21 protein-coding genes are annotated in these 20,390 nt (G+C 60.5%); 18 read left to right on the top strand and 3 right to left on the bottom strand.

From position 1 onward, the window contains the following. Window positions 1-35: 35 nt before the first annotated feature. Both brnQ and HMPREF0372_RS07515 read right to left on the bottom strand, forming a co-directional pair. The gene (gene brnQ / locus HMPREF0372_RS07520; protein ID WP_007490367.1) at window positions 36-1,340 is read right to left on the bottom strand and encodes a branched-chain amino acid transport system II carrier protein; all 1,305 of its coding nucleotides are present in this window, start codon (window positions 1,338-1,340) and stop codon (window positions 36-38) included. Between the two features lie 77 nt (window positions 1,341-1,417). Continuing rightward, window positions 1,418-1,588 carry a DUF362 domain-containing protein gene (locus tag HMPREF0372_RS07515; RefSeq protein ID WP_007490365.1) on the bottom strand — a complete coding sequence of 57 codons (171 nt, stop codon included), beginning with the start codon at window positions 1,586-1,588 and terminating at the stop codon, window positions 1,418-1,420. A gap of 327 nt (window positions 1,589-1,915) precedes the next feature. On the opposite strand from HMPREF0372_RS07515, the gene HMPREF0372_RS07505 reads away from it, so the two are divergent. The 3 genes from HMPREF0372_RS07505 to malQ all read left to right on the top strand — a co-directional run bounded on the left by HMPREF0372_RS07505 (window position 1,916) and on the right by malQ (window position 6,586). Next, the gene (locus HMPREF0372_RS07505) at window positions 1,916-4,408 is read left to right on the top strand and encodes an ATP-dependent Clp protease ATP-binding subunit (protein ID WP_007490362.1); all 2,493 of its coding nucleotides are present in this window, start codon (window positions 1,916-1,918) and stop codon (window positions 4,406-4,408) included. Further along, window positions 4,405-4,917, top strand: a complete 513-nt coding sequence (locus HMPREF0372_RS07500; RefSeq protein WP_007490360.1) for a DUF4358 domain-containing protein — start codon at window positions 4,405-4,407, stop codon at window positions 4,915-4,917. Before HMPREF0372_RS07505 ends, HMPREF0372_RS07500 begins: the two co-directional genes overlap by 4 nt. Window positions 4,918-5,107: 190 nt before the next feature. Beyond that, window positions 5,108-6,586 (top strand): 4-alpha-glucanotransferase, encoded by a 1,479-nt coding sequence (malQ, locus tag HMPREF0372_RS07495; RefSeq protein ID WP_007490358.1) that lies wholly within the window; start codon window positions 5,108-5,110, stop codon window positions 6,584-6,586. A 115-nt stretch (window positions 6,587-6,701) separates the two neighbouring features. Here malQ and HMPREF0372_RS19100 read toward each other — a convergent pair whose 3' ends face one another. Beyond that, window positions 6,702-7,010 (bottom strand): DUF4368 domain-containing protein, encoded by a 309-nt coding sequence (locus tag HMPREF0372_RS19100; RefSeq protein ID WP_080568012.1) that lies wholly within the window; start codon window positions 7,008-7,010, stop codon window positions 6,702-6,704. Window positions 7,011-7,636: 626 nt separating this feature from the next. Here HMPREF0372_RS19100 and HMPREF0372_RS07485 point away from each other — a divergent pair. The 15 genes from HMPREF0372_RS07485 to HMPREF0372_RS07420 all read left to right on the top strand — a co-directional run. Beyond that, a complete protein-coding gene (locus tag HMPREF0372_RS07485) occupies window positions 7,637-8,230 on the top strand; it encodes a recombinase family protein (RefSeq protein WP_007490352.1) in 594 nt (197 codons plus the stop codon). 447 nt (window positions 8,231-8,677) lie between these two features. Then, a complete protein-coding gene (locus HMPREF0372_RS07480; protein ID WP_039996892.1) occupies window positions 8,678-10,324 on the top strand; it encodes an acyl-CoA mutase large subunit family protein in 1,647 nt (548 codons plus the stop codon). A 1-nt stretch (window position 10,325) separates the two neighbouring features. Further along, complete coding sequence (locus HMPREF0372_RS07475; protein WP_007490348.1) at window positions 10,326-10,736, top strand: cobalamin B12-binding domain-containing protein; 411 nt, start codon at window positions 10,326-10,328, stop codon at window positions 10,734-10,736. Beyond that, entirely contained in the window at window positions 10,726-11,706 is a 981-nt protein-coding gene (gene meaB / locus HMPREF0372_RS07470) for a methylmalonyl Co-A mutase-associated GTPase MeaB (protein WP_007490346.1), read from the top strand. The genes HMPREF0372_RS07475 and meaB overlap by 11 nt, the downstream gene beginning before the upstream one ends. Further along, window positions 11,687-12,091, top strand: a complete 405-nt coding sequence (gene mce / locus HMPREF0372_RS07465) for a methylmalonyl-CoA epimerase (protein ID WP_007490343.1) — start codon at window positions 11,687-11,689, stop codon at window positions 12,089-12,091. Before meaB ends, mce begins: the two co-directional genes overlap by 20 nt. A gap of 5 nt (window positions 12,092-12,096) precedes the next feature. Continuing rightward, window positions 12,097-13,638, top strand: a complete 1,542-nt coding sequence (locus tag HMPREF0372_RS07460; RefSeq protein WP_007490341.1) for an acyl-CoA carboxylase subunit beta — start codon at window positions 12,097-12,099, stop codon at window positions 13,636-13,638. Window positions 13,639-13,654: 16 nt separating this feature from the next. Further along, window positions 13,655-13,792, top strand: coding sequence for a hypothetical protein (locus HMPREF0372_RS20055; RefSeq protein ID WP_007490339.1), 138 nt, complete (start codon window positions 13,655-13,657; stop codon window positions 13,790-13,792). Window position 13,793: 1 nt separating this feature from the next. Further along, window positions 13,794-15,008 carry a Na+-transporting malonate decarboxylase, carboxybiotin decarboxylase subunit gene (gene madB, locus HMPREF0372_RS07455; RefSeq protein WP_007490336.1) on the top strand — a complete coding sequence of 405 codons (1,215 nt, stop codon included), beginning with the start codon at window positions 13,794-13,796 and terminating at the stop codon, window positions 15,006-15,008. A gap of 41 nt (window positions 15,009-15,049) precedes the next feature. Then, entirely contained in the window at window positions 15,050-15,259 is a 210-nt protein-coding gene (locus tag HMPREF0372_RS07450; RefSeq protein WP_007490334.1) for an acyl-CoA carboxylase biotin carboxyl carrier protein subunit, read from the top strand. Between the two features lie 98 nt (window positions 15,260-15,357). After that, window positions 15,358-15,639: a hypothetical protein gene (locus tag HMPREF0372_RS07445; protein ID WP_007490331.1), complete on the top strand. Its 282-nt coding sequence runs from the start codon at window positions 15,358-15,360 to the stop codon at window positions 15,637-15,639. Window positions 15,640-15,657: 18 nt separating this feature from the next. After that, window positions 15,658-17,118 (top strand): succinate CoA transferase, encoded by a 1,461-nt coding sequence (locus HMPREF0372_RS07440; RefSeq protein ID WP_007490330.1) that lies wholly within the window; start codon window positions 15,658-15,660, stop codon window positions 17,116-17,118. A 94-nt stretch (window positions 17,119-17,212) separates the two neighbouring features. Then, complete coding sequence (locus tag HMPREF0372_RS07435) at window positions 17,213-17,575, top strand: hypothetical protein (protein ID WP_007490328.1); 363 nt, start codon at window positions 17,213-17,215, stop codon at window positions 17,573-17,575. Further along, window positions 17,557-19,515, top strand: a complete 1,959-nt coding sequence (locus HMPREF0372_RS07430) for a V-type ATP synthase subunit I (RefSeq protein WP_039996889.1) — start codon at window positions 17,557-17,559, stop codon at window positions 19,513-19,515. Before HMPREF0372_RS07435 ends, HMPREF0372_RS07430 begins: the two co-directional genes overlap by 19 nt. Before the next feature lies 1 nt (window position 19,516). Then, window positions 19,517-20,005: a V-type ATP synthase subunit K gene (locus HMPREF0372_RS07425; RefSeq protein ID WP_007490324.1), complete on the top strand. Its 489-nt coding sequence runs from the start codon at window positions 19,517-19,519 to the stop codon at window positions 20,003-20,005. Window positions 20,006-20,036: 31 nt separating this feature from the next. Continuing rightward, window positions 20,037-20,390, top strand: a 354-nt coding sequence (locus HMPREF0372_RS07420; RefSeq protein ID WP_007490322.1) for a V-type ATP synthase subunit E, incomplete at its 3' end; no start/stop codon positions are given.

Raw genomic sequence — 20,390 nt, 5'->3', positions numbered from 1 at the left:
ACAAGCGCCGTCCCGGCCGGGACGGCGCTTGCTTGTTATCTCTTTCGGCCGGAGAGCAGCAGGCCCAGAACGACGCCCACCCCGGCAGGGAGCACCCAGCCCAGGCCTACGTCCGCCAGGGGCAGGGCGTCCAGAAAGTCCAGAGGCACCTTCAGACCCTTCAGGGCAAAGAGTACGCTGAACACTCCAGTGCACAGTACCGCCGCAGGATACACCCAGCGGCGGCCCTCCAGCCACCGCTGGAAGAATGACAGGGCGATGAGCACGATAGCCACCGGGTAGATGGCGCTGAGCACCGGCGCGGACACTTCCAGGATTTGGGCCAAGCCAGCATTGGAGATGGCCATGCTCACCAAAGCGAAGATCACCGCCCACCCCCGGTAGCTCAGCCGGGGACAGATGCTGTGGAAGTACTCGCCGCAGGAGCTGATAAGGCCCACGCACACATTGAAGCAGGCAATGAGGAAGATACCCGCCAGCAGGACGCTGCCCACGGTGCCGAACAGCAGGCCCACCACATTGGTGAGGGCCTCCGCCCCGTCGGCCGGGTTGGGGAGTGCGCCGCCAGACAGGGCGCCGATGTGGGCCAGCATGCAGTAGACCGCCAGCAGCATCCCTCCGGCGACCACCCCCGCCCGGACGGTACCCTGCACCACGGCGCCCTCCTCCTCCACACCCCGGGCGCGGATGTTCACCGCAATGACAATGCCGAAGGCCAGGGCGGCGATGGTGTCCATGGTCTGATAGCCCTCGATGAAGCCCTTGACCACCGCATGGGTCGCGTAGTCCCCGGTGGCCGGACCGTAGCCCTCCAGCGGGTTGACCAGACAGCCCACAAAGGTGACGACGATCAGCGCCACCAGGATGGGGCAGAGAATCTTGCCCAGCCGGTCGGTGAGCTTCTCCGGCCGCAGGGCGATGAACAGGGCGGCGGCGAAGAACACCAGGGAGTAGACCAGTTGATACACCCCGATGGGGGCGTCCGCTCCCACGAAGGGAGGGACGGCCATTTCAAAAGAGGTGGTGGCCGTCCGGGGGATGGCCAGGCAGGGACCTATGGCCAGATAGGCCACGATGGTGAACACCCGGGCAAAGGCGGGATGCACACGGCTGCCCAGGGCATCCAGCCCGCCGGAGCGGGCCACCGCCACCACCCCCAGTACCGGCAGCCCCACCGCGCTGAGGGCCAGCCCCAGCATGGCGGGCCAGGTTTGGGTGCCCGCCTGGGCCGCAATATTGGGCGGAAAAATCAGATTACCCGCCCCAAAAAACATGGAGAACAGGGTGAAGCCCACCAGAAGCAGATCCCTGCCCTCCAGCCGTCTCTCTTTCTCTCTCACGGTCGTTTCCTTTCCCGCAATTTAAAAACAGCGGCATACCGCACGGCATGCCGCTGTTTTTCACTTACGTACCAAAATCAGCCCTGGGAGATGGCACCCGTGGGGCAGGTATCGGCGCAAGAACCGCAGTCGATGCAGGAACCGGCATCGATGACGTAGTGCTCGTCGCCCTGGGAGATCGCGCCCACGGGGCAGTTGCCCTCACAGGCACCGCAGCTCACGCAAGCGTCGCTGATGACATAGGCCATTGGATACACCTCCAAACACTCAAGCTAAAGTCATTGTACCATAACTTTTTAAAAATGCAATGCTAAAATGCGCCGACTGTGGGTATATTTTTTCACAGTGGGAAAAAATAGAATCCAGCCACCCGAAGGAGGCGTATTTTTCCATGGACAAATCCTCTCAATTTCACATGGAGGCGGCCGGGAGCCTAACCCCGGAGCTGGATGGCGCGCCGCGCAGCGGCCTGCACCAGCACAGAACAAAAGAAAAGGGGCGTGGCACAGCGGATGAAGCCCGTCAAAAGGCAGTGGAGGCTCCTCTTTTGGAGACGGAGCAAACGAGGTGAACACATGAGCGAAACCAGATTTACCGAGCGGGCCCAGGCCGCCCTGCGGCTGGCCCAGGAGTGTTCGGCCGAGCTGGGCCACGGCTATGTGGGCAGCGAGCACCTGCTGCTGGGCCTGGCCCGTGAGGGCAAAGGGGTGGCCGCCAAGGTGCTCCAGTCCGCCGGGCTGGAGCCAGAGAGCCTGAAGGCCGCCATCGCCCGCATGGTGGGGGTGGGCGCCCCCGGCGGCGCGCCGTCCCAGGGGCTCACCCCCCGGTGCAAAAAGATCATCGAACTCTCCCTCACCGAGGCCGCCCGGCTGGGCCACCACTACGTGGGTACCGAGCACCTGCTGCTGGGTATCCTCCGGGAGGGGGACGGGGTGGCGGTGCGGGTGCTCTCCGGCACCGGCGTGGAGCCCCGGCGGCTCCACGCCGACGTGGTGGCCGCCATGGGGGGCGAGGCCTCCCCCTCCCCCTTCCGGGGCGGCGGCAAGACCCGGGAGCGGGAGTACGGCGGCGACACCAAGCTGCTGGACCAGTTCTCCCGCGATCTCACCCGTCTGGCCGCCGGGGGCATGCTGGACCCGGTGGTGGGCCGGGACAGGGAGATCAACCGGGTCATCCAGATCCTCTCCCGCCGCCAGAAGAACAATCCCGCCCTCATCGGCGAGCCCGGCGTGGGCAAGACCGCCGTGGCCGAGGGGCTGGCCCGCCGGATGGTGGCCGGGGATGTACCAGACGAGCTGCGCTCCAAGCGTCTGCTTTCCCTGGACCTGTCCTCCATGGTGGCGGGCACCAAGTACCGGGGCGAGTTTGAGGAGCGTGTCAAGAACATCCTGGCGGAGGTGCGCCGGGTAGGTGGCATCATCCTCTTCATCGACGAACTGCACACCATTGTGGGCGCCGGCTCCGCCGAGGGGGCCATCGACGCGGCCAACATCATCAAGCCCGCCCTGGGCCGGGGCGAGCTGCAGGTCATCGGCGCCACCACCACCGACGAGTACCGCAAGTATATCGAGAAGGACGCCGCCCTGGAGCGGCGCTTTCAGCCCGTTCTGGTACCCGAACCCGATCAGGACACCGCCCGGGCCATCCTCCGGGGCCTGCGGGACCGCTATGAGGCCCACCACCGCCTCCAGATCACCGACGAGTCCATTGACGCCGCCGTGGCCCTCTCCACCCGGTACATCGGGGACCGCCACCTGCCGGACAAGGCCATCGACCTCATCGACGAGGCCTGCTCCCGGGTACGGATGGAGCGGCTGGCCACCCCGCCGGACCTGCGGGAGCTGGAGGAGAAGGTGGAGCACACCCGCCGCGAGAAGGAGGAGGCCATCCGGGGCCAGGACTTTGAGAAAGCCGCCATGCTGCGGGACGCGGAGGAGGACTTCCGCAAGGAGCTGGAGCAGCAGAAGACCGCCTGGCGCTCCGGCCAGAACACCGGCGCGGTGACCGCCGAGGACGTGGCCGCCGTGGTGTCGGGATGGACAGGAGTCCCCGTCACCACCCTCACCGAGGCGGAAAGCGCCCGGCTGCTCGGCCTGGAGGAGGCCCTCCACCGCCGGGTGGTGGGCCAGGAGGAGGCGGTACGGGCCGTTGCCCGAGCCGTCCGCCGGGGCCGGGTGGGACTCAAGGAGCCGGGGCGGCCCACGGGCTGCTTCCTCTTTTTGGGCCCCACCGGCGTAGGCAAGACTGAGCTGTGCAAGGCCCTGGCCGCCACCTTATTTGGCAGCGAGGAGGCCCTGCTCCGCTTCGACATGTCCGAGTATATGGAAAAGCACGCCGTCTCCCGCCTCATCGGCTCACCGCCGGGCTATGTGGGCCACGAGGAGGGGGGCCAGCTCACCGAAAAGGTGCGGCGGCGGCCCTATTGCGTGGTGCTCTTTGACGAGATCGAAAAGGCCCACCCGGACATCTGGGGCATCCTGCTCCAGATCATGGAGGACGGGATGGTGACCGACGCCCAGGGCCGCAAGGCGGATTTCAAAAACGCCATCGTGGTGCTCACCTCCAACGTGGGGGCCGCGCGTATCACCGCCAAGGGCAGCAAGCTGGGTTTCTCCGCTACCGAGCGGCGGGACGGCGAGACCCGCCCCATCGAGGAGCTGAAGGCCGCGGTGCTGGACGACCTGAAAAAAGTGTTTCGCCCGGAATTTCTTAACCGCCTGGACGAGACTATCGTCTTTACCCAGCTCGGCCGGACGGAGATTCAGGCCATCGCCCGGCGCATGCTGGAACGTGTGGGAGAGCGTATGAAGGCTCTGGGGGTGACCCTCCGCTTCACTGACCGGGCTCTGGAGACTCTGGCCGACCAGGGCTTTGACCCCGACTACGGTGCCCGGCCCCTCCGCCGCACCATCCGCGCCCAGGTGGAAGACGTGGCCGCCGAGCAGCTTCTCAGCGGCGCGCTCCAGGCCGGGGACACGGCACTGGTGGACGGCGCGGAAAACGGCCTGCGTTTGTATGCCCAGCCCGCCGGGACCCAGGCCCTGAACACAAAGGAGAACGAACTATGAAATTGCAGCGCACACTCCCCCTGTTGCTGCTCCTGGCCCTGCTGGCCGGGTGCGGTACGTCCAGCCAGCCGAGCGCCCTCACCGCCGAGGAGCGCACCCAGCTCTACCAGACCGCCATTGAGAGCGCCCGGGACGCCGAGATGAACGAAGCCATTGGTATCCTCACCGATACCGGGGACGACATGACCGACGTGATCTTTGAGTTGCTGGGGGTCACAGCCGCCGACATGAGCGCCTTCGCCCTGTCGGTCTCCCCCATGAATATCAAGGCCTACGGCATCGCCGCCATCTACCCCGCCGCTGGGAAGTCGGACGCCGTACTGGAGGGTCTCAACGCCTTCATCGACCGGCAGAAGCAGAGCTTTGAGCAGTATCTGGCGGATCAGTATGAAATCGCCAGCAACGCCCATCTGGAGACTCTGGAGGACGGCACCATCCTGCTGGTTATGTGCGAGGACCAGGACGCGGTGTTTGACGCCATCCGAGACACGATCGAGGGCGCAGCCTGAACCAAAAAGTCGTTTGATTCAACCCGAAAGTGAACCCTGGCGGTTCCCTTTCACACTATCCTTCCCTCCGAAGCCTTTGGCAGGAGGGTTTTCGACAGCCTGACAGCTCCGCCAGGCAGGGGTTGCGGCGGCCGCGCTGGTGGATTATAATGGAGCATACTACAGTCCGTTCCACATTGGAGGTTTTGGTATGCAAGCGCGCGCAAGCGGTATCCTGCTTCCCGTCTTTTCCCTGCCGGGGCCCTATGGCATCGGCACCCTTGGCGTTCCCGCCCGGAGCTTCATCGACTTTCTGGCCCAGGCCGGGCAGAAGTTCTGGCAGATTCTCCCCCTGGTTCCTCCCGGCGGCGGTGATTCCCCCTACATGTCTCCATCCTCTTTCGCGGGCAACCCCTTTTTCCTGGATCTGGAGGAGCTGACCCGGGAGGGCCTGCTCACTCAGAAGGAACTGGACGCCGCCCGGCGGGCCGACCCCGACCGGGTGGACTATGCCTGGCTGCACCAGACCCGCATCCCCCTGCTGCGGCGGGCATGGGAACGCGGCAGGGTGTGCTACGCCCAGCCACTGGCGGAATTTATGGTGGAGGAGGCAGACTGGCTGCCTGACTACGCCCTGTTCCTCGCCCTGCGTGAGCGCTTTGGCGGCAAGGAGCTGAAGGACTGGCCCGACGAGATCCGCCTGCGCCATCCGTCGGCCCTGGCCCGTTATCGGGCCGAGCTGGCGGACGAGTGCGCCTTCCACGCCTTCCTCCAGCTCCTGTTCTTCCGCCAGTGGACCGCCGTAAAAGCCTACGCCAATGGCAAGGGGATCTCCATCATCGGCGATCTGCCCATCTACGTCTCCCCTGACAGCGCGGAGGTGTGGAGCCGCCCAGAGCTATTTCAGCTCAAGGAGGACATGACTCCTTCCGGTGTGGCGGGAGTTCCACCCGACGCCTTCTCCGACAAGGGGCAGCACTGGGGCAATCCCCTGTACGACTGGGACTATCACCGGCAGACCGGCTTCGCTTGGTGGCGGCACCGGGCCACCCACCTGGCCCGGCTGTACGACGTGGTACGCATCGACCACTTCCGGGCCTTCCACACCTACTGGTGCATCCCCGACGGGGCGGCCGACGCCCGGGGCGGCCACTGGGAGCCCGGCCCCGGCATGGAGCTGGTGAAGGCCCTGCGCTCCGTCCCCGGCCTGGCCCTGATCGCCGAGGATCTGGGGGATCTGGACGCCGACGCCCTCCGCTTCATCGCAGACAGCGGCCTGCCCGGCATGAAGGTGCTGGTCTACGCCTTTGATCCTGCGGGCGAGAGCGCCTACCTCCCCCACAACTGCCCCCGGGACGCGGTGATCTACACCGGCACCCACGACACCCCCACCTTTGTCCAGTGGCTCTTTGAGCAGGCCGCCCCCGCCGAGCGGGACTATGCCTTCGACTACCTGCGCCTGCGGGAGGACGAGGGCTTCGGCTGGGGCGCGGTGTGCGGGGCGTGGATGTCCCCCTGTCGTCTGGCCATCGCCCCCATGCAGGATCTGCTGGGCCTGGGTGGCGACGCCCGGGTCAACACCCCGGGCACAGCCGGCCCCCGGAACTGGAGCTGGCGGGTACGGCAGGAGGCCCTCAACCCCAGTGTGTCCGGCCGCCTGGCCCACATCACCCGCACCTACCGCCGATAGCATAATCCGCCCGCCGCAAAACCCAGGCTTTAAGAAAAGATGTTTTCTTATCTTTCAGCAGAGGGAGTATCTTGAGGTGCTCCCTCTGCATTTTTACTCCAGGTTGCCGATGCAGTTAAAATAGAAATCGACCCAATCCTTTTTTCTTCCGCCCTTCGGAACGCTCATGCACCAGGATGCGCTCCACGAACTCATGGAGAATTTCCGGCGTCAACTCTTGAATATTCAGGTAACGATCCAAGACCTGCAAGAGCTGATCCACTCCCTGAATGTTTTCCTCCTGATCCTCCAGTTCCGTTTCCATCTGTGGGATGTGCGCTTCACACTCCTCCTGCTCTGCATGGCACGGAACCCCTTGTGCTGCTGAGCGAGATGTTACACGATATTCAAGAGGGGCACCGCTGTCTTTTTTGCTTCGGAACATGTTCTATGATTTCGCAGTCCAACAGAGTCGCCAGGCAAGCTGCTCCTCGGCTGTAACGACGATTGGGAAGTATGCCACTTCATGTGGAGTAATTTGAAGAAAGAAACTCCGGGGCAGCTTTGACTGCCTAGTTTCTTATTTTTCGGTCCCTGATTCTATCTCACTCCAACCCTTGCTGAGATAGTCCGCAACCGTACCGCGGGGATCTGCCGCCCTGCCTGCCGGTAATCCCCCCCTCCTCATCTAAGTACACTCAGCAGATGCCAGGGTTCCGCAAACAGAATCGTCTTTTTCACCTCTATTTCATCCGACCAAAGCCTCTGTATCTGGTTTAGATGAAGCCCATAACTCCAGAATAACAATGGTTTGCATGTCATAAACAGTCCGTGGACCGGCGCAAAAAACGGCGCCGGTCCACGCGCTGTCATCCCATGGCCGTGCCGCTGTAAGAGGCGCATGGCCAATTTTGTTATGCTTGTGCATAGCAAAACACCCCAGTCTGAAGAATGACGATTATTTGTTCAGACTGGGTAGGGCCGTTCGAAATTTAGTTGAAAGTATTTCCACTGTTTTGCAAAGCCTGCGCCTCCTATAATAAAAAGTATCACTTAAGATGGAGGTCCTCTATGCAATCAGGAAAAATATATGGTTACGCGCGCGTATCCTCCAAACATCAAAATGAAGAACGCCAGCTTATTGCGCTGCGGGCCTTTGGCATCAGGGACAGGGATATCTACTGCGACAGACAGTCCGGAAAGGACTTCGACCGCCCCAACTATCAAAGGCTGCTGCTCCGGCTTCAGGCTGGCGATGTATTTGTGGTAAAGAGCATTGACCGTCTGGGACGAAACTACAACGAAATTCTGTACCAGTGGCGTCTCCTGACCAAGGAAAAGCAGGTCTTTATTGTCGTACTGGACATGCCGCTGCTGGATACCCGCAGCACACGAGATCTAACCGGTACACTGATTGCAGACATTGTGCTTCAACTGCTCTCTTATGTAGCTCAGACGGAACGTGAATTTATTAAGCAACGACAGGCCGAGGGGATAGCGGCAGCGAAGGAGAGGGGGGTACGGTTTGGCGTACCCCCCAAGACGCGGCCGGAAAAATTTGAACAAATAAAGCAGTCCTGGCAGTCAGGAACTCTATCCGCGCGGGAGGCCGCTAGGCAGTTGGGAATTTGTCACAAGACCTTTTTGCGCTGGGTACGCAGTTAAATGCGAGAAATCGTGACCGTTAAAGCTATGCTGCATATTCTACAAACAAAAAAAGTAATGAAGCAAAAATTTTGGTTATAAAGGTTGAGATTTTGCACCGGTCAAAATAGGGGGAAGAATGAACGCAAAGCCACCTTAACTATTCATAGTTAAGGCTGCCTGGTCACAATCTTGAAGCTCCGGTAAAACAAAAGAAACAGCCGGGTTGTCAGGCATTACAGCAGGGAAATACATCTTTCTTTTCCGCCCAAGATTGCGGAATTATCTGGGAGCTTGGAAAGCTTCTTTATTTTAGCACCAGGTGGGGCATAAAGTCAGCTTTATGCCCCACCTTTTTATTTATGTAAAAGGGCATATCTGCTCCGTATACAAACGGACAGCCGGGTTTGAAGGAATTTGCTTGTGGGAATACAGGGGCAAAATGAAGAGCAGAAGGAGTTGTATGCAATGAGTGGAAAAGAACAGTGGGAAGCAGAAACCGTCGCAAAAGCACTGACGAAGGGCCCGGAGAGACGAACCGTCTTTGAAACCACCAGCGGCATCCCGGTAGAACGGCTTTACACGCCGGAGGATGCGGCAGGCGGCTATGAGGAGCGGCTTGGCTACCCCGGGCAGTATCCTTTTACCCGCGGAATCCAGCCCACCATGTACCGCGGGCGCTTCTGGACGATGCGGCAGTATGCCGGCTTTGCCACAGCGGAGGAGTCCAACAAGCGGTACCGCTATCTGTTGGAGCAGGGGCAGACGGGCCTGTCCATCGCCTTTGATCTCCCGACGCAGATCGGCTATGACTCGGACGACCCCATGGCCCATGGCGAGGTGGGTAAGGTAGGAGTGGCCATCGACTCCCTGGCGGATATGGAGGTGCTGTTCCAGGGGATTCCCCTGGACAAGGTAAGCTCCTCCATGACCATCAACGCCCCCGCGGCAGTTCTGCTGGCCTTCTATATTGCAGCCGCCGAGAAGCAGGGAGTGCCGGCCTCCGCCCTCAAGGGTACTATCCAGAATGATATCCTCAAGGAGTACGCAGCCAGAGGTACATACATTTTCCCACCGGCGCCCTCCATGCGTCTGATCACGAACACCTTTGAATTCTGCTCCCAGAACGTGCCGAAGTGGAACACCATTTCCATCTCCGGCTACCACATCCGGGAGGCCGGCTCCACAGCGGCGCAGGAGATCGCCTTTACCCTGGCCGACGGCATCGCCTATGTGGAGGCCGCGCTGGAGGCCGGGATGGACATCGACGAATTTGCCGGCCGGCTCTCCTTCTTCTTCAATGCACACAACAATCTGCTGGAAGAGGTCGCGAAATACCGGGCGGCCCGCCGGCTGTGGGCCAAAATCATGAAGGAGCGCTTCCATGCCAAAAAGGACCGCTCCATGATGCTGCGCTTCCACACACAGACCGGCGGCTCCACGCTTACGGCACAGCAGCCGGACAACAACATTGTGCGCGTGGCCATCCAGACATTGGCGGCTGTGCTGGGGGGCACCCAGTCCCTGCACACCAACAGCCGCGATGAGGCGCTGGCCCTCCCGACGGAGGACTCCGTGCGGATCGCCCTGCGCACCCAGCAAATTGTTGCCTATGAAAGCGGTGTGGCTGACAGCATTGATCCCCTGGGCGGCAGCTACTATGTGGAGCGCATGACCGACGAGCTCCAGGCCGCAGCCGAGGCGTACATCGAAAAGATCGACGCCATGGGCGGAGCGGTCAAGGCCATTGAGCAGGGCTACATCCAGCGAGAGATCGCGGAGAGCTCTTACCAGTATCAGCGCCAGGTGGAGAGCGGCGAGCAGATCGTGGTGGGCGTCAACAAGTTCACCATCGAGGAGCCGCCGGCCAAGGGGCTGCTGCACATTGACGCCTCGGTGGCGGCCAACCAGATCAAGAAGCTGCAGGAGATGAAGGCGGCCCGGGACAACGTACTGGTGCGCCAGCGGCTGGACGCCCTGCGCACGGCGGCGGAGGGCAGCGACAACCTGATGCCCTATATTCTGGACTGCGCCAGGGTGTACTGCACCGAAGGAGAAATCTGCGGCGAGCTGCGCAAGGTGTTCGGCGAATACCGTCCGATGGAGGTGCTTTGAGATGAGTGAAAAGAAGATCCGGGTTCTGATTGCCAAGCCCGGCCTGGACGGCCATGACCGCGGAGCCAAGGTAGTGGCCCGGGCGCTGCGTGACGCCGGCTTTGAGGTGATTTACACCGGCCTGCGCCAGACCCCGGAGCAGATTGTGGAGGCGGCTGTGTCCGAGGATGTGGACGCGGTAGGACTCTCCCTGCTCTCCGGGGCCCACAACTATCTGTTCCCACGGGTGATCGAGCTGCTGAAAGAGCAGGAGGCTGACGGTATTTTGGTGTTCGGCGGCGGCGTCATCCCGGAAGATGATATTCCAGAGCTGAAAAAGGCCGGTGTGTCCGAGGTCTTTACGCCTGGCACACCCACTGCGGAGACGGTGAAGTTCCTGCAGGATCACTGTGGTGCCAGGGATGACGGATGACTTCGCAGCACTGCTGGAGCGGGGCCGGACGGGTGATAAACGCGCGGTGGCCCGCCTGATCAGCCACATCGAACAGGGTGGGGAAATGGCGCGCTCCGTCCTCACCCAACTCTGGCCCCACACCGGGCGGGCCCGCATCTTTGGCATCACCGGTCCCCCAGGGGCGGGCAAGAGCACGCTGACCAACGCCTTGACCAAGTGCTGGCGGGCCAAGGGCCTGCGCGTTGGCATCATCGCGGTGGATCCCACGAGTCCCTTTACCGGCGGCGCCATCCTGGGCGACCGGGTGCGGATGGGGGATTTGACCCTGGATACCGGGGTGTTCATCCGCTCCATGGGCACACGGGGACAGCTGGGCGGCCTGTCGCCCGCCACGGCGGGAGCGGTCCACGCACTGGACGCCTGCGGCTATGACCTGATTTTGCTGGAAACCGTAGGCGTAGGGCAGTCCGAGGTGGCGGTCATGGAGATCGCCGACCTGGTGCTGGTGCTGAATGTCCCCGGATTGGGGGACGATGTGCAGGCCATCAAGGCCGGTATTCTGGAGATCGGCGACCTGTTCGCGGTCAACAAGGCGGATCGGCCCGGCGCGGATCGAACGGCCAATGAGCTGCGGGCCATGCTGGAGCTGGGAGAGGAGGAGAAGCGCCCGCTGCCAGTGCTCCTGGTCTCGGCCTCTCAGGGCACGGGTGTGACGGAGCTCTGCGAGGAGCTGGAGCGCCAGTACCTCCTCCTGGACGGGAACGGAGAGCTGGCCCGCCGCCGCGCCTTGCGCCTGCGCAGCGAGCTTCTGACCCTGGTGCGGGAGGGCATCGAGCAGCGCCTGCTGCGTCCCCTGCTGGACAGCCCCATGTTCGCTCAGAGCCTGGAGCGGTTCCAGTCCAGGACAGAGAGTCCCTATCGTTGGGCGGAAAAATTTGTAACACAAATCAGTGGAGGAGGTCCCGGTTATGAATTGCACAAGAGTTGATCATGTCGGTATCGCGGTCAAGGATCTGGCGGCTTCGGTGAAGTGGTATGAGGAGACGCTGGGCCTGCACAGCAAGGGCACGGAAGTTGTCCAGGAGCAGCAGGTGACTGTTGCGTTCCTGCCCTGCGGCGACAGTGAGCTGGAGCTGCTGGAGAGTACCTCCCCGGAGGGCCCCATCGCCCGCTTCATTGAGAAGAACGGCGAGGGCATTCAGCACATCGCCATCCGGGTGGACGACATTGACGCCGCCCTGGCGGAGCTGAAGGAAAAGGGCGTCCGGCTCATTGACCAGACGCCGCGGTACGGCGCCGGCGGGGCCCGGATCGCCTTCCTCCACCCCAAGGCTACCCACGGTGTCCTGCTGGAATTGTGTGAAAGGAAGTGAGGACAATGACTACGGCGGAAAAGCTGGCTCAGCTTGACGCGCATTCGGCCCGTGTGCTGCGGTGCGGCGGCCCTAAAGCGGTGGAGAAGCAGCACGCGCTGGGGAAGCGGACGGCCCGTGAACGGATTGAATTGCTGATGGATACCGGCACTTTTACAGAGGTGGACCGCTTTGTGCGCCACCGCTGTACCTCCTTCGGTATGGGGGATAAGGACATCCCGGCCGACGGCGTGGTTACCGGTTACGGCAAGATCGACGGGCGCACGGTTTTTGTATACGCTCAGGACTTTACCGCCCAGGGCGGGTCTCTGGGCGAGATGCACGCGGCCAAGATCTGCAAAATCATGGACATGGCTCTGGAGGCGGGCTGCCCCGTGGTGGGCCTGTGCGACTCCGGCGGCGCCCGCATTCAGGAGGCGGTGGACGCCCTGTCCGGCTATGGGCAGATTTTCTACCGCAACGCCTGCTCTTCCGGACGTATCCCGCAGATCTCCGTCATCATGGGTCCCTGCGTGGGCGGCGCGGTCTACTCCCCCGCCCTGACGGACCTGATTGTCATGGTGGAAAAGGAGAGTCAGATGTTTATCACCGGTCCCGCGGTGGTAGCGGCCACCACGGGCGAGGAGATCTCTGCGGAGGATCTGGGCGGAGCGGATACCCATACCACTATGTCTGGAGTGGCACACCTTTCCGCGCGCAGCGAAGAGGAGGCCCTGGGAGCGGTCCGATGCCTGCTCAGCTATCTCCCCTCCAAGGCAGGGGCTCGGCCCCCCCTAATGGATTTTACCGAGCATGAGGAATTACAGCCTCTGCTGGACACGGTGATTCCCGACGACTCCTCCCTGCCCTATGACATGCACGATGTTGTCCGCATCCTTTTAGATGAAGACAGCGTAATGGAGTTGCAGCCCTATTATGCCGACAACATTATCACCTGCTTCGGCCGCCTGGGCGGGCACAGCGTGGGCGTAATTGCCAGTCAGCCCTTCTCTATGGGCGGAAGCCTGGACATCAACGCTTCGGACAAGGCCGCCCGCTTCATCCAGCTCTGCGATGCCTTCGGAATTCCGCTGATCAACCTGGTGGATGTACCGGGCTTCCTGCCCGGCGCCGACCAAGAGCACGCCGGCATCATCCGCCACGGAGCCAAGCTGCTCTATGTCTACTCGGTGGCGGAGGTGCCCAAGCTGACCGTGGTGCTGCGCAAGGCCTATGGCGGCTCCTATCTGGCCATGTGCTCCAAGGATTTGGGCGCGGATTTTGTATACGCCTGGCCCACCGCGGAGATTGCGGTCATGGGCGCGGCCGGCGCGGCCAACGTGGTCTTCCGTAAAGAGATCCAGGCGGCGGAGGATCCGAAAGCGGCCCGCCGGGAAAAAATTCAGCTCTATTCCGAGCAGTTTGCCACGCCATATATGGCGGCCTCCCGCGGCTTCGTGGATCTGGTCATCCGCCCCTCGGAGACCAGGGCGCGGCTGCTGGAGGCGCTGGAGCTGCTGATCAATAAGGAGCGGCAGCCCCATCCCCGGGGGAATATGCCGCTGTAAGGAGTTGAAACGAGATATGGGTATTATTCCATACACAGCCATGACCTACGGTCTGACGGCGGTGATTTCCCTGCTGGTGGTGGCCATCATCGTGGGTATCAGCAAGCTGACCAGCCGCCCGGGCCAGACGGACGACGGAGAGGGGGAGCCGTAACATGGAGTTCTTTATGCAGCTGTTTCCCGGCATCGGAACCTTCTTTGCGGTGGAACCCGTAATCGCGGTGGCCCGTATTGTCCTCATTGTATTCGGCTTTGTTTTGGCCTGCCTGGGGTTCAAGCGGACGCTGGAGCCGCTGATCATGGTTCCGATGGGAATCGGCATGATGGCGGTGAACTGCGGCATGATGTTCCTTACTTCCGGAACCGTCGGCAATCTGCTGCTGGACCCGCTTGTCTCCGATGCTTCGGCCATTGTGGATGCCATGCAGGTCAATTTTCTCCAGCCAATCTATAATCTGACCTTTTCCAACGGTCTGATTGCCTGTCTGGTCTTCATGGGCATCGGAGCACGGAGTGAGATCAGCTTTTTGCTGGCAAAGCCCTGGAGCTCCATGATTATCGCCATTTTCGCTGAAATGGGAACCTTTGCCGCGCTGGCGGCGGGCGTACTGGCCTTTGGGCTGACGCCGGAGCAGTCTGCCGCTATGGCTACGATCGGCGGTGCGGATGGCCCCATGGTACTCTTTTCCTCTTTGATGATGGCTCCTGAGCTGTTTGTGCCCATCTCCATCATTGCATATCTGTACTTAAGCCTGACTTACGGCGGATATCCCTACATCATCAAGCTGATGGTGCCCAAAAAGTACCGCGGCATTGACATGTATGTTGAGGTTCCCGAGGTCTCTCAAAAGTCCAAATTCCTGTTTATCATCATTACCTGTACCGTCCTCTGCCTGCTGCTGCCCGTAGCCGCTCCCCTGCTGCTGTCCTTCTTCATCGGCATGGCCGTAAAGGAGGCCAAAATCAACAAGTACACGGAGCTGCTCGAGGAGGGCCTCTCCTATTTCGGCACCTTCTTCCTGGGCCTGATCCTGGGGGTGCTGTGCGAGGCCTCCACCATTCTCAATCCCACTGTGATCATTATTCTGGTCATCGGGATTCTTGCCCTGGCTATCTCCGCGGTGGGCGGCCTGCTGGGCGGCTGGCTCATGTATTTGGTGCACAAAGCCAAGCGCGAGGACTTTAACCCCACCATCGGCATCGCGGGCGTTTCCTGCGTGCCCACCACCGCCAAGCTGGCCCAGCACGCCGCCCAGGATGAAAATCCCTTCGCCGTTATCCTGCCGGTGGCCATGGGTGCCAATATCTCCGGCGTCATCACCTCCGCCATTGCCGCCGGTATCTTCGTCACCACCATAGGCATGGTGTAAAAACGATGCACAGTGATATTTGATTAAGGGAGGAACTTATTATGGAAATCAAAGCACGCATCCCCGGCACCATTGTCGCCATCAACGTCAAGCCCGGCGACACCGTAAAGGCCCGCGATAACCTGGGCACTATGGAGGCCATGAAAATGGAGCAGCCCATCCCCTGCCCAAAGGATGGAGTTGTCAAGGACGTACTGGTCTCCGTCGGCGACAAGGTCAAGTCCGGCGCCGTGCTGCTGTCCATCGAGTGACCGTCCGGCGCCGCCCCTGAGGAAGAGAACCCCCTCTCAAATCTATCAGAAAGGATGCCAGGAGCGCCTTTGGGCGGCTTCCGGCGTTGGTGATTCAAATGGGAGAGATTTTTGAGCTCATCATGGTCATTTGCTTCGGCCTGTCCTGGCCGCTGTCTGTCTATAAGTCCGCAAAGTCCCGCACCGCCAAGGGGAAAAGCCTGTTCTTTGAGGTGTTCATCTGGACAGGCTACGTCAGCGCCATCATTGGCAAGATTGTCACCCAGAACCTGACCTATGTATTCTATTTCTACATCCTCAACATCGTCATGGTTTCCATCGACATCTGCCTCTATTTCCGCAATCGCCGCCTGGACGCGCTGGCCAGCCGAAAGGCGTAATGTATGGAGGCGTGAAATATGGAACGTATTGCTGCATCCCTGCGCGATAAGATCAAGAGCGTGGAAGAGGCCGCGGCACTGATCCAGTCTGGAAGTGTGATTGGCTGCTCCGGCTTCACCCTGGTAGGCGAGCCCAAGGCGGTGCCCCACGAGCTGGCCCGTCAGAAAAAGGCCGACCACTTGACCATTCTGACCGGAGCCTCAGTAGGGGATGCCCTAGATGGTGAGCTGACCAGAGCGGGTCTGCTGTCCATGCGGTATCCCTATCAGAGCAACAAGTCCATGCGCAACGCCATCAATGCGGGCGAAGTGGGCTACTCCGATATGCATTTAAGCCATATGCCGGAGTTTATTAACCGAGGCGGTCTGCATATTGACTTTGCCTTGGTGGAGTGTGCCGCTGTCACGGAGGATGGCGTGATCCCGTCTGCGGCAGTGGGCGCTTCCGACTGCTTCTTGTACCAGGCGGATCAGATTATTCTGGAGGTCAATGAGGCTCTTCCCTTGGAGCTGTACGGCATGCATGACATCTACCGAGTAGGACACGAGCCGATCCCGCTTACGGATGCCACACAGCGCATCGGAACCGCTGCAATTCCGTGTGACTTCCGCAAGATTGCCGCCATCGTTGTGACCAATGATCCGGGCGGCTGTCCTGTGTTTAAAGAGCCGGACGAGGTCAGTGCGGCTATCGGGGCGCACATCATCTCTTTCCTGAAGGAGGAGGTGGCAGCCGGCCGGCAGCCGGCCTCGTTGTCCCCCATCCAGTCGGGCGTGGGCAGCGTGGCCAATGCTGTACTGGCCGGTCTGGGAAGCAGCGGCTTTACCGGCCTGCGCATGTATACCGAAGTCGTACAGGACTCTGCGCTGGAGCTGATCTGGGAGGGAAAGATGGCAGGGGCCTCCACTACGGCGGTTTCTCTCTCCCAGAAAAAGCTGGAACTGTTTTATGAAAACATTGATTTCTTCCGGGAGCGGCTGGTAATCCGCCCCCAGGAGATTGCCAACAATCCGGAGCTGGTCCGGCGCCTGGGGCTGATCTCCATGAATACCCCCATTGAATGTGATCTGTACGGCAACGTCAACTCCACTCACATCATGGGAAATAAGATGATGAACGGCATTGGCGGCAGCGGAGACTTTGCACGCAATGCGGGACTGACCATCTTTGCCACAGCCTCGGTGGCGAAAGAGGGGGCGATCAGTTGTATCGTCCCCATGTGTTCCCACATCGACCACACGGAACACGATGTGCAGGTAATTGTCACGGAGCAGGAACTGGCGGATCTGCGCTGGAAATCGCCGCGGCAAAGGGCGGAACTGATCGTGGAACGCTGTGCGCACCCTCAATATCGTCCGCTTCTGCGCGAATACTTAAAGGACGCCGCAAAATATGGGGGCCATACTCCCCATAATCTCCAGCAGGCGCTCTCCTGGCACACGAGATATCTGGATACCGGAACTATGCTGCCCGGGTAGGATACGTGCCAAAGTTTGCAGCCTGTCAGGCAGCCCCATTCGGAGCTGCCCGGCAGGCTGCAACTGATATCTCGAGAACTGCCGGGTGTGCGGAATGCAGATGCAGGAAGGCGGTGAGGAAATGATGACGAAAAATGCGGTTCAGCAAATCGAGGAGGCTGAACACAAGGCGAAAGAATACCAAGCGCTGGCTGTGGAGCAGGCAAAGAAACTGCTCTCTGATGCGGAGCGGCAGGGGCAGGCCGCACTGGAGCAGGCGCTCCGTGAGGCGGAGGCGCAGAGGCGGGAACAGGATACACAAGCGGAACAAGCTGCGCAGCTTCGTGCAGACGCGATTATGACGGAGGCGCGGCGCGCCTGTGACGACCTGCGGAGGCAGGCGGAAGAACGGCTTGCAGACGCGGCCGCACTTATTGTCAGAAGGGTTGTGGGAGACTCATGTCTATTGTCAAAATGAAACGGCTGCGTATCTTCGGCATGGCATCCGACTGTGAGGAACTCCTTCGGAAACTCCAGCATCTTGGCTGCGTCGAACTTCGTGCGCCAACACAGCCAAGTTCAGATCCAGGCTGGCAGGGTTTTACCGCAAAGAGCGACGGGGCGCTGGCAAATGCACAGCTCAGGATGGACGAGTTTCGCACCACGCTGGAGCGGCTGAAGCGCTGTTCCCCTACAAATAAAAAAGGTCGCTTCCCCTCCCGGCCCCGAATTACGGAGCGGGAACTGTTTGACCGACAGATAGTTCTGGAGGCGGAGGAAACGGTCGAACGCGTTGCCGCGCTTGAAAAAAAGCGCGACAGCATCTGTGCTGAACAGAACAAGCTTATCGGGCAGAGAGAGGCCCTGACGCCCTGGCTGGGGCTGGACGTTCCCCTGGATACCGTTTCTACGAAACATGTATTAGTGCTGTTCGGGACGCTCTCCGGCCTGGCAAGTCATCAGGCGGTGGAGGCCGCCCTGGCCGAGACGACCGAGCTCTGCCAGGTACAATGGGCGGGCCGGGCCGGAGAGCTGCAATATGTACTGGTACTCTGTCACCGAAAATCAGGGGATGCCGCGCGGGATGCCTTAAAAAGCTTTGGCTTTACCGCCACAAGCTTTCGAGGTTGGAAGGGGACCGCCCGGTCAAACATCGATCAGATTGAGGATCGGCAGAGGATACTTTCACAGGAACTAGAGGCATGCCGGGCTCGGCTGGCACAGGAGGCCGGCCACCAGACAGCGCTTCAGATCTGCATAGACCGCATGACCCAGGATATCCAACGTATGGAGGCGAAAGAGAAACTGCTCTCCTCTACATCCACGTTTTTTCTGGAGGGTTGGGTTCCGGCGGAACAGCTTTCCGACGTAGAGCATCTGCTCTCGCAGTACTCCGCCGCCTGGGAGGCCACTGATCCGGAGCCGGACGAATACCCTCAGGTGCCTGTCAAGCTCAAAAACAACCGGCTCACCCGCCCTCTCAATATGGTCACCGACATGTATGTCTATCCCGCCTATGACGGGGTGGATCCCAACCCGCTTATGGCTCCCTTTTTCATCTTCTTTTTTGGAATGATGATGGCCGATATGGCTTACGGGCTTCTCATGCTCGCCGGTGGCATTTTTATGCGCAGGAAGCTGCGGCCGAGCGGAACGATGGAGCATATGGCCGGGCTTTTGATCCTGTGCGGGATCAGTACGTTTGTGATGGGAGCGCTTACCGGAAGCTTCCTGGGTGACTTTCTCCCCCGTCTGGCGAAGCTGACCCGCCCGGACACAACCTTTACCGCTCTGCCCGCGCTCTTTACTCCCCTTACGGATACGCTGGCTATCCTGATTGGTTCTCTGGCCTTGGGGCTGCTGCAGGTACTAACCGGTATGGCCATCAGTGTTGTGCGGAAGGTACAAGCGGGCACCTGGACTGATGCGCTGTGGGACGAAGGAACTTGGTGGATTATTTTGGCAGGGGTGGCCCTGGCGGTGGTGGGCATCGGAAATTTGGGCGGATATCCCATTGTCCTTTTGATTGGGCTTCTCATGCTGCTCTACGGGGGAACCCGGAATGCAAAGGGCTTCGGGAAGCTCACTGCTTTGATTGGGACGGTATACAATGGAGCCACCGGCTTTTTCAGTGATATCCTGTCTTACGCGCGCCTTATGGCGCTAATGCTGGCTGGCAGCGTCATCGCGCAGGTGTTTAATACCCTGGGTGAGGTAACCGGCTCGGTGGCAGGCTTCGTTATCATCTCCCTGGTAGGAAACGCGCTGAACTTCATGTTGAATCTGCTGGGCTGCTATGTCCACGATCTGCGGCTCCAATGTCTGGAGTTCTTTGGACGGTTCTACAAAGAAGGCGGCAAGCCCTTCCGGCCGCTGCTCATCAACACAAAATATGTAGATATCAAGGAGGAAGATTGATATGGCTGACTTTATTGCGCAGTTTGGCGGTATTGGCCTGGCGTTTCTGGGTGCCGCTCTTGCGGTAGGACTTTGCTGTGTAGGCTCTGCCAGAGGTACTGGAATGGTCGGCGAGGCGGCTACCGGCGTTTTAAGCGAAACCCCTGAGCACTTTTCCAAATGCCTGATTCTTCAAGTTCTGCCCGGTACTCAGGGCCTGTATGGTTTGGTTATATGGTTCTTTGCGCTGTTTACCATGGGCGCTTTTTCCGGCGGCATTACCGACCTCTCCGTGACGGACGGACTGACCATCTTTGTTTCCTGTGTCCCCATGGCCCTCGGCGGCTGGCTCTCCGCGCTCTATCAGGGCCGTGTGGCCGCAGCCGCCATCAATGTGGTTGCCAAAAAGCCGGACGACTGGGCGAAGGGAATTATTCTATGCGGTATCGTGGAGTTTTACGCCATCCTGTCCCTGCTGGCCTCTGTATTGCTGCTGATGAACGCCCTGTAAGGAGCAGCACGAGGGAGAAAGGTGGGAGCAAATGAACGGAATCCAAGCGATTACAGCGCAGATTATCGCTGATGCACAGACTGAGGCAGATCGGATTTTGGCCCAAGCCAGGGCCAGAGCGAAGGAATGTCTCTCCGCTTATCAAGAACAGGCGTATATTCAGAGCACCGCCCTGTTGGAGCGCAGCGAGAGGGAGTCCGCCCTTCGGGAAGAACGCCTCTCCCATGCTGCAATCTTAGCGGCGCGCAATTTACGGCTCAGTACCGAGCAGGAAATGAGGGAGCGTGCCTTTGCCGCGGCATTAAAGCAACTGTCGGAATTGCCGGACGGGGAATACGTAGGGCTGCTGGCGGGGCTGGCGGCGAAGGCGTCGTCCACGGGACGG

It is taken from the genome of Flavonifractor plautii ATCC 29863, from assembly GCF_000239295.1.
GTDB lineage: Bacteria > Bacillota > Clostridia > Oscillospirales > Oscillospiraceae > Flavonifractor > Flavonifractor plautii.
The sequence above is the reverse complement of the archived record's forward strand: the minus strand, read 5'-3'. Positions and strand labels throughout refer to the sequence as shown.

Bases quoted from the DNA above. Each gene is read 5' to 3' on its own strand.
- HMPREF0372_RS07505 (WP_007490362.1), top strand. From the start codon at position 1,916: ATGAGCGAAACCAGATTTACCGAGCGGGCCCAGGCCGCCCTGCGGCTG.
- HMPREF0372_RS07440 (WP_007490330.1), top strand. From the start codon at position 15,658: ATGGAACGTATTGCTGCATCCCTGCGCGATAAGATCAAGAGCGTGGAA.
- meaB (WP_007490346.1), top strand. From the start codon at position 10,726: ATGACGGATGACTTCGCAGCACTGCTGGAGCGGGGCCGGACGGGTGAT.
- malQ (WP_007490358.1), top strand. From the start codon at position 5,108: ATGCAAGCGCGCGCAAGCGGTATCCTGCTTCCCGTCTTTTCCCTGCCG.
- HMPREF0372_RS07475 (WP_007490348.1), top strand. From the start codon at position 10,326: ATGAGTGAAAAGAAGATCCGGGTTCTGATTGCCAAGCCCGGCCTGGAC.
- HMPREF0372_RS07430 (WP_039996889.1), top strand. From the start codon at position 17,557: ATGTCTATTGTCAAAATGAAACGGCTGCGTATCTTCGGCATGGCATCC.
- HMPREF0372_RS07460 (WP_007490341.1), top strand. From the start codon at position 12,097: ATGACTACGGCGGAAAAGCTGGCTCAGCTTGACGCGCATTCGGCCCGT.
- HMPREF0372_RS19100 (WP_080568012.1), bottom strand. From the start codon at position 7,010: ATGTTCCGAAGCAAAAAAGACAGCGGTGCCCCTCTTGAATATCGTGTA.
- HMPREF0372_RS07435 (WP_007490328.1), top strand. From the start codon at position 17,213: ATGCAGATGCAGGAAGGCGGTGAGGAAATGATGACGAAAAATGCGGTT.
- madB (WP_007490336.1), top strand. From the start codon at position 13,794: ATGGAGTTCTTTATGCAGCTGTTTCCCGGCATCGGAACCTTCTTTGCG.
- HMPREF0372_RS07450 (WP_007490334.1), top strand. From the start codon at position 15,050: ATGGAAATCAAAGCACGCATCCCCGGCACCATTGTCGCCATCAACGTC.
- HMPREF0372_RS07445 (WP_007490331.1), top strand. From the start codon at position 15,358: ATGGGAGAGATTTTTGAGCTCATCATGGTCATTTGCTTCGGCCTGTCC.
- HMPREF0372_RS20055 (WP_007490339.1), top strand. From the start codon at position 13,655: ATGGGTATTATTCCATACACAGCCATGACCTACGGTCTGACGGCGGTG.
- mce (WP_007490343.1), top strand. From the start codon at position 11,687: ATGAATTGCACAAGAGTTGATCATGTCGGTATCGCGGTCAAGGATCTG.
- HMPREF0372_RS07425 (WP_007490324.1), top strand. From the start codon at position 19,517: ATGGCTGACTTTATTGCGCAGTTTGGCGGTATTGGCCTGGCGTTTCTG.
- HMPREF0372_RS07500 (WP_007490360.1), top strand. From the start codon at position 4,405: ATGAAATTGCAGCGCACACTCCCCCTGTTGCTGCTCCTGGCCCTGCTG.
- HMPREF0372_RS07480 (WP_039996892.1), top strand. From the start codon at position 8,678: ATGAGTGGAAAAGAACAGTGGGAAGCAGAAACCGTCGCAAAAGCACTG.
- HMPREF0372_RS07485 (WP_007490352.1), top strand. From the start codon at position 7,637: ATGCAATCAGGAAAAATATATGGTTACGCGCGCGTATCCTCCAAACAT.
- HMPREF0372_RS07515 (WP_007490365.1), bottom strand. From the start codon at position 1,588: ATGGCCTATGTCATCAGCGACGCTTGCGTGAGCTGCGGTGCCTGTGAG.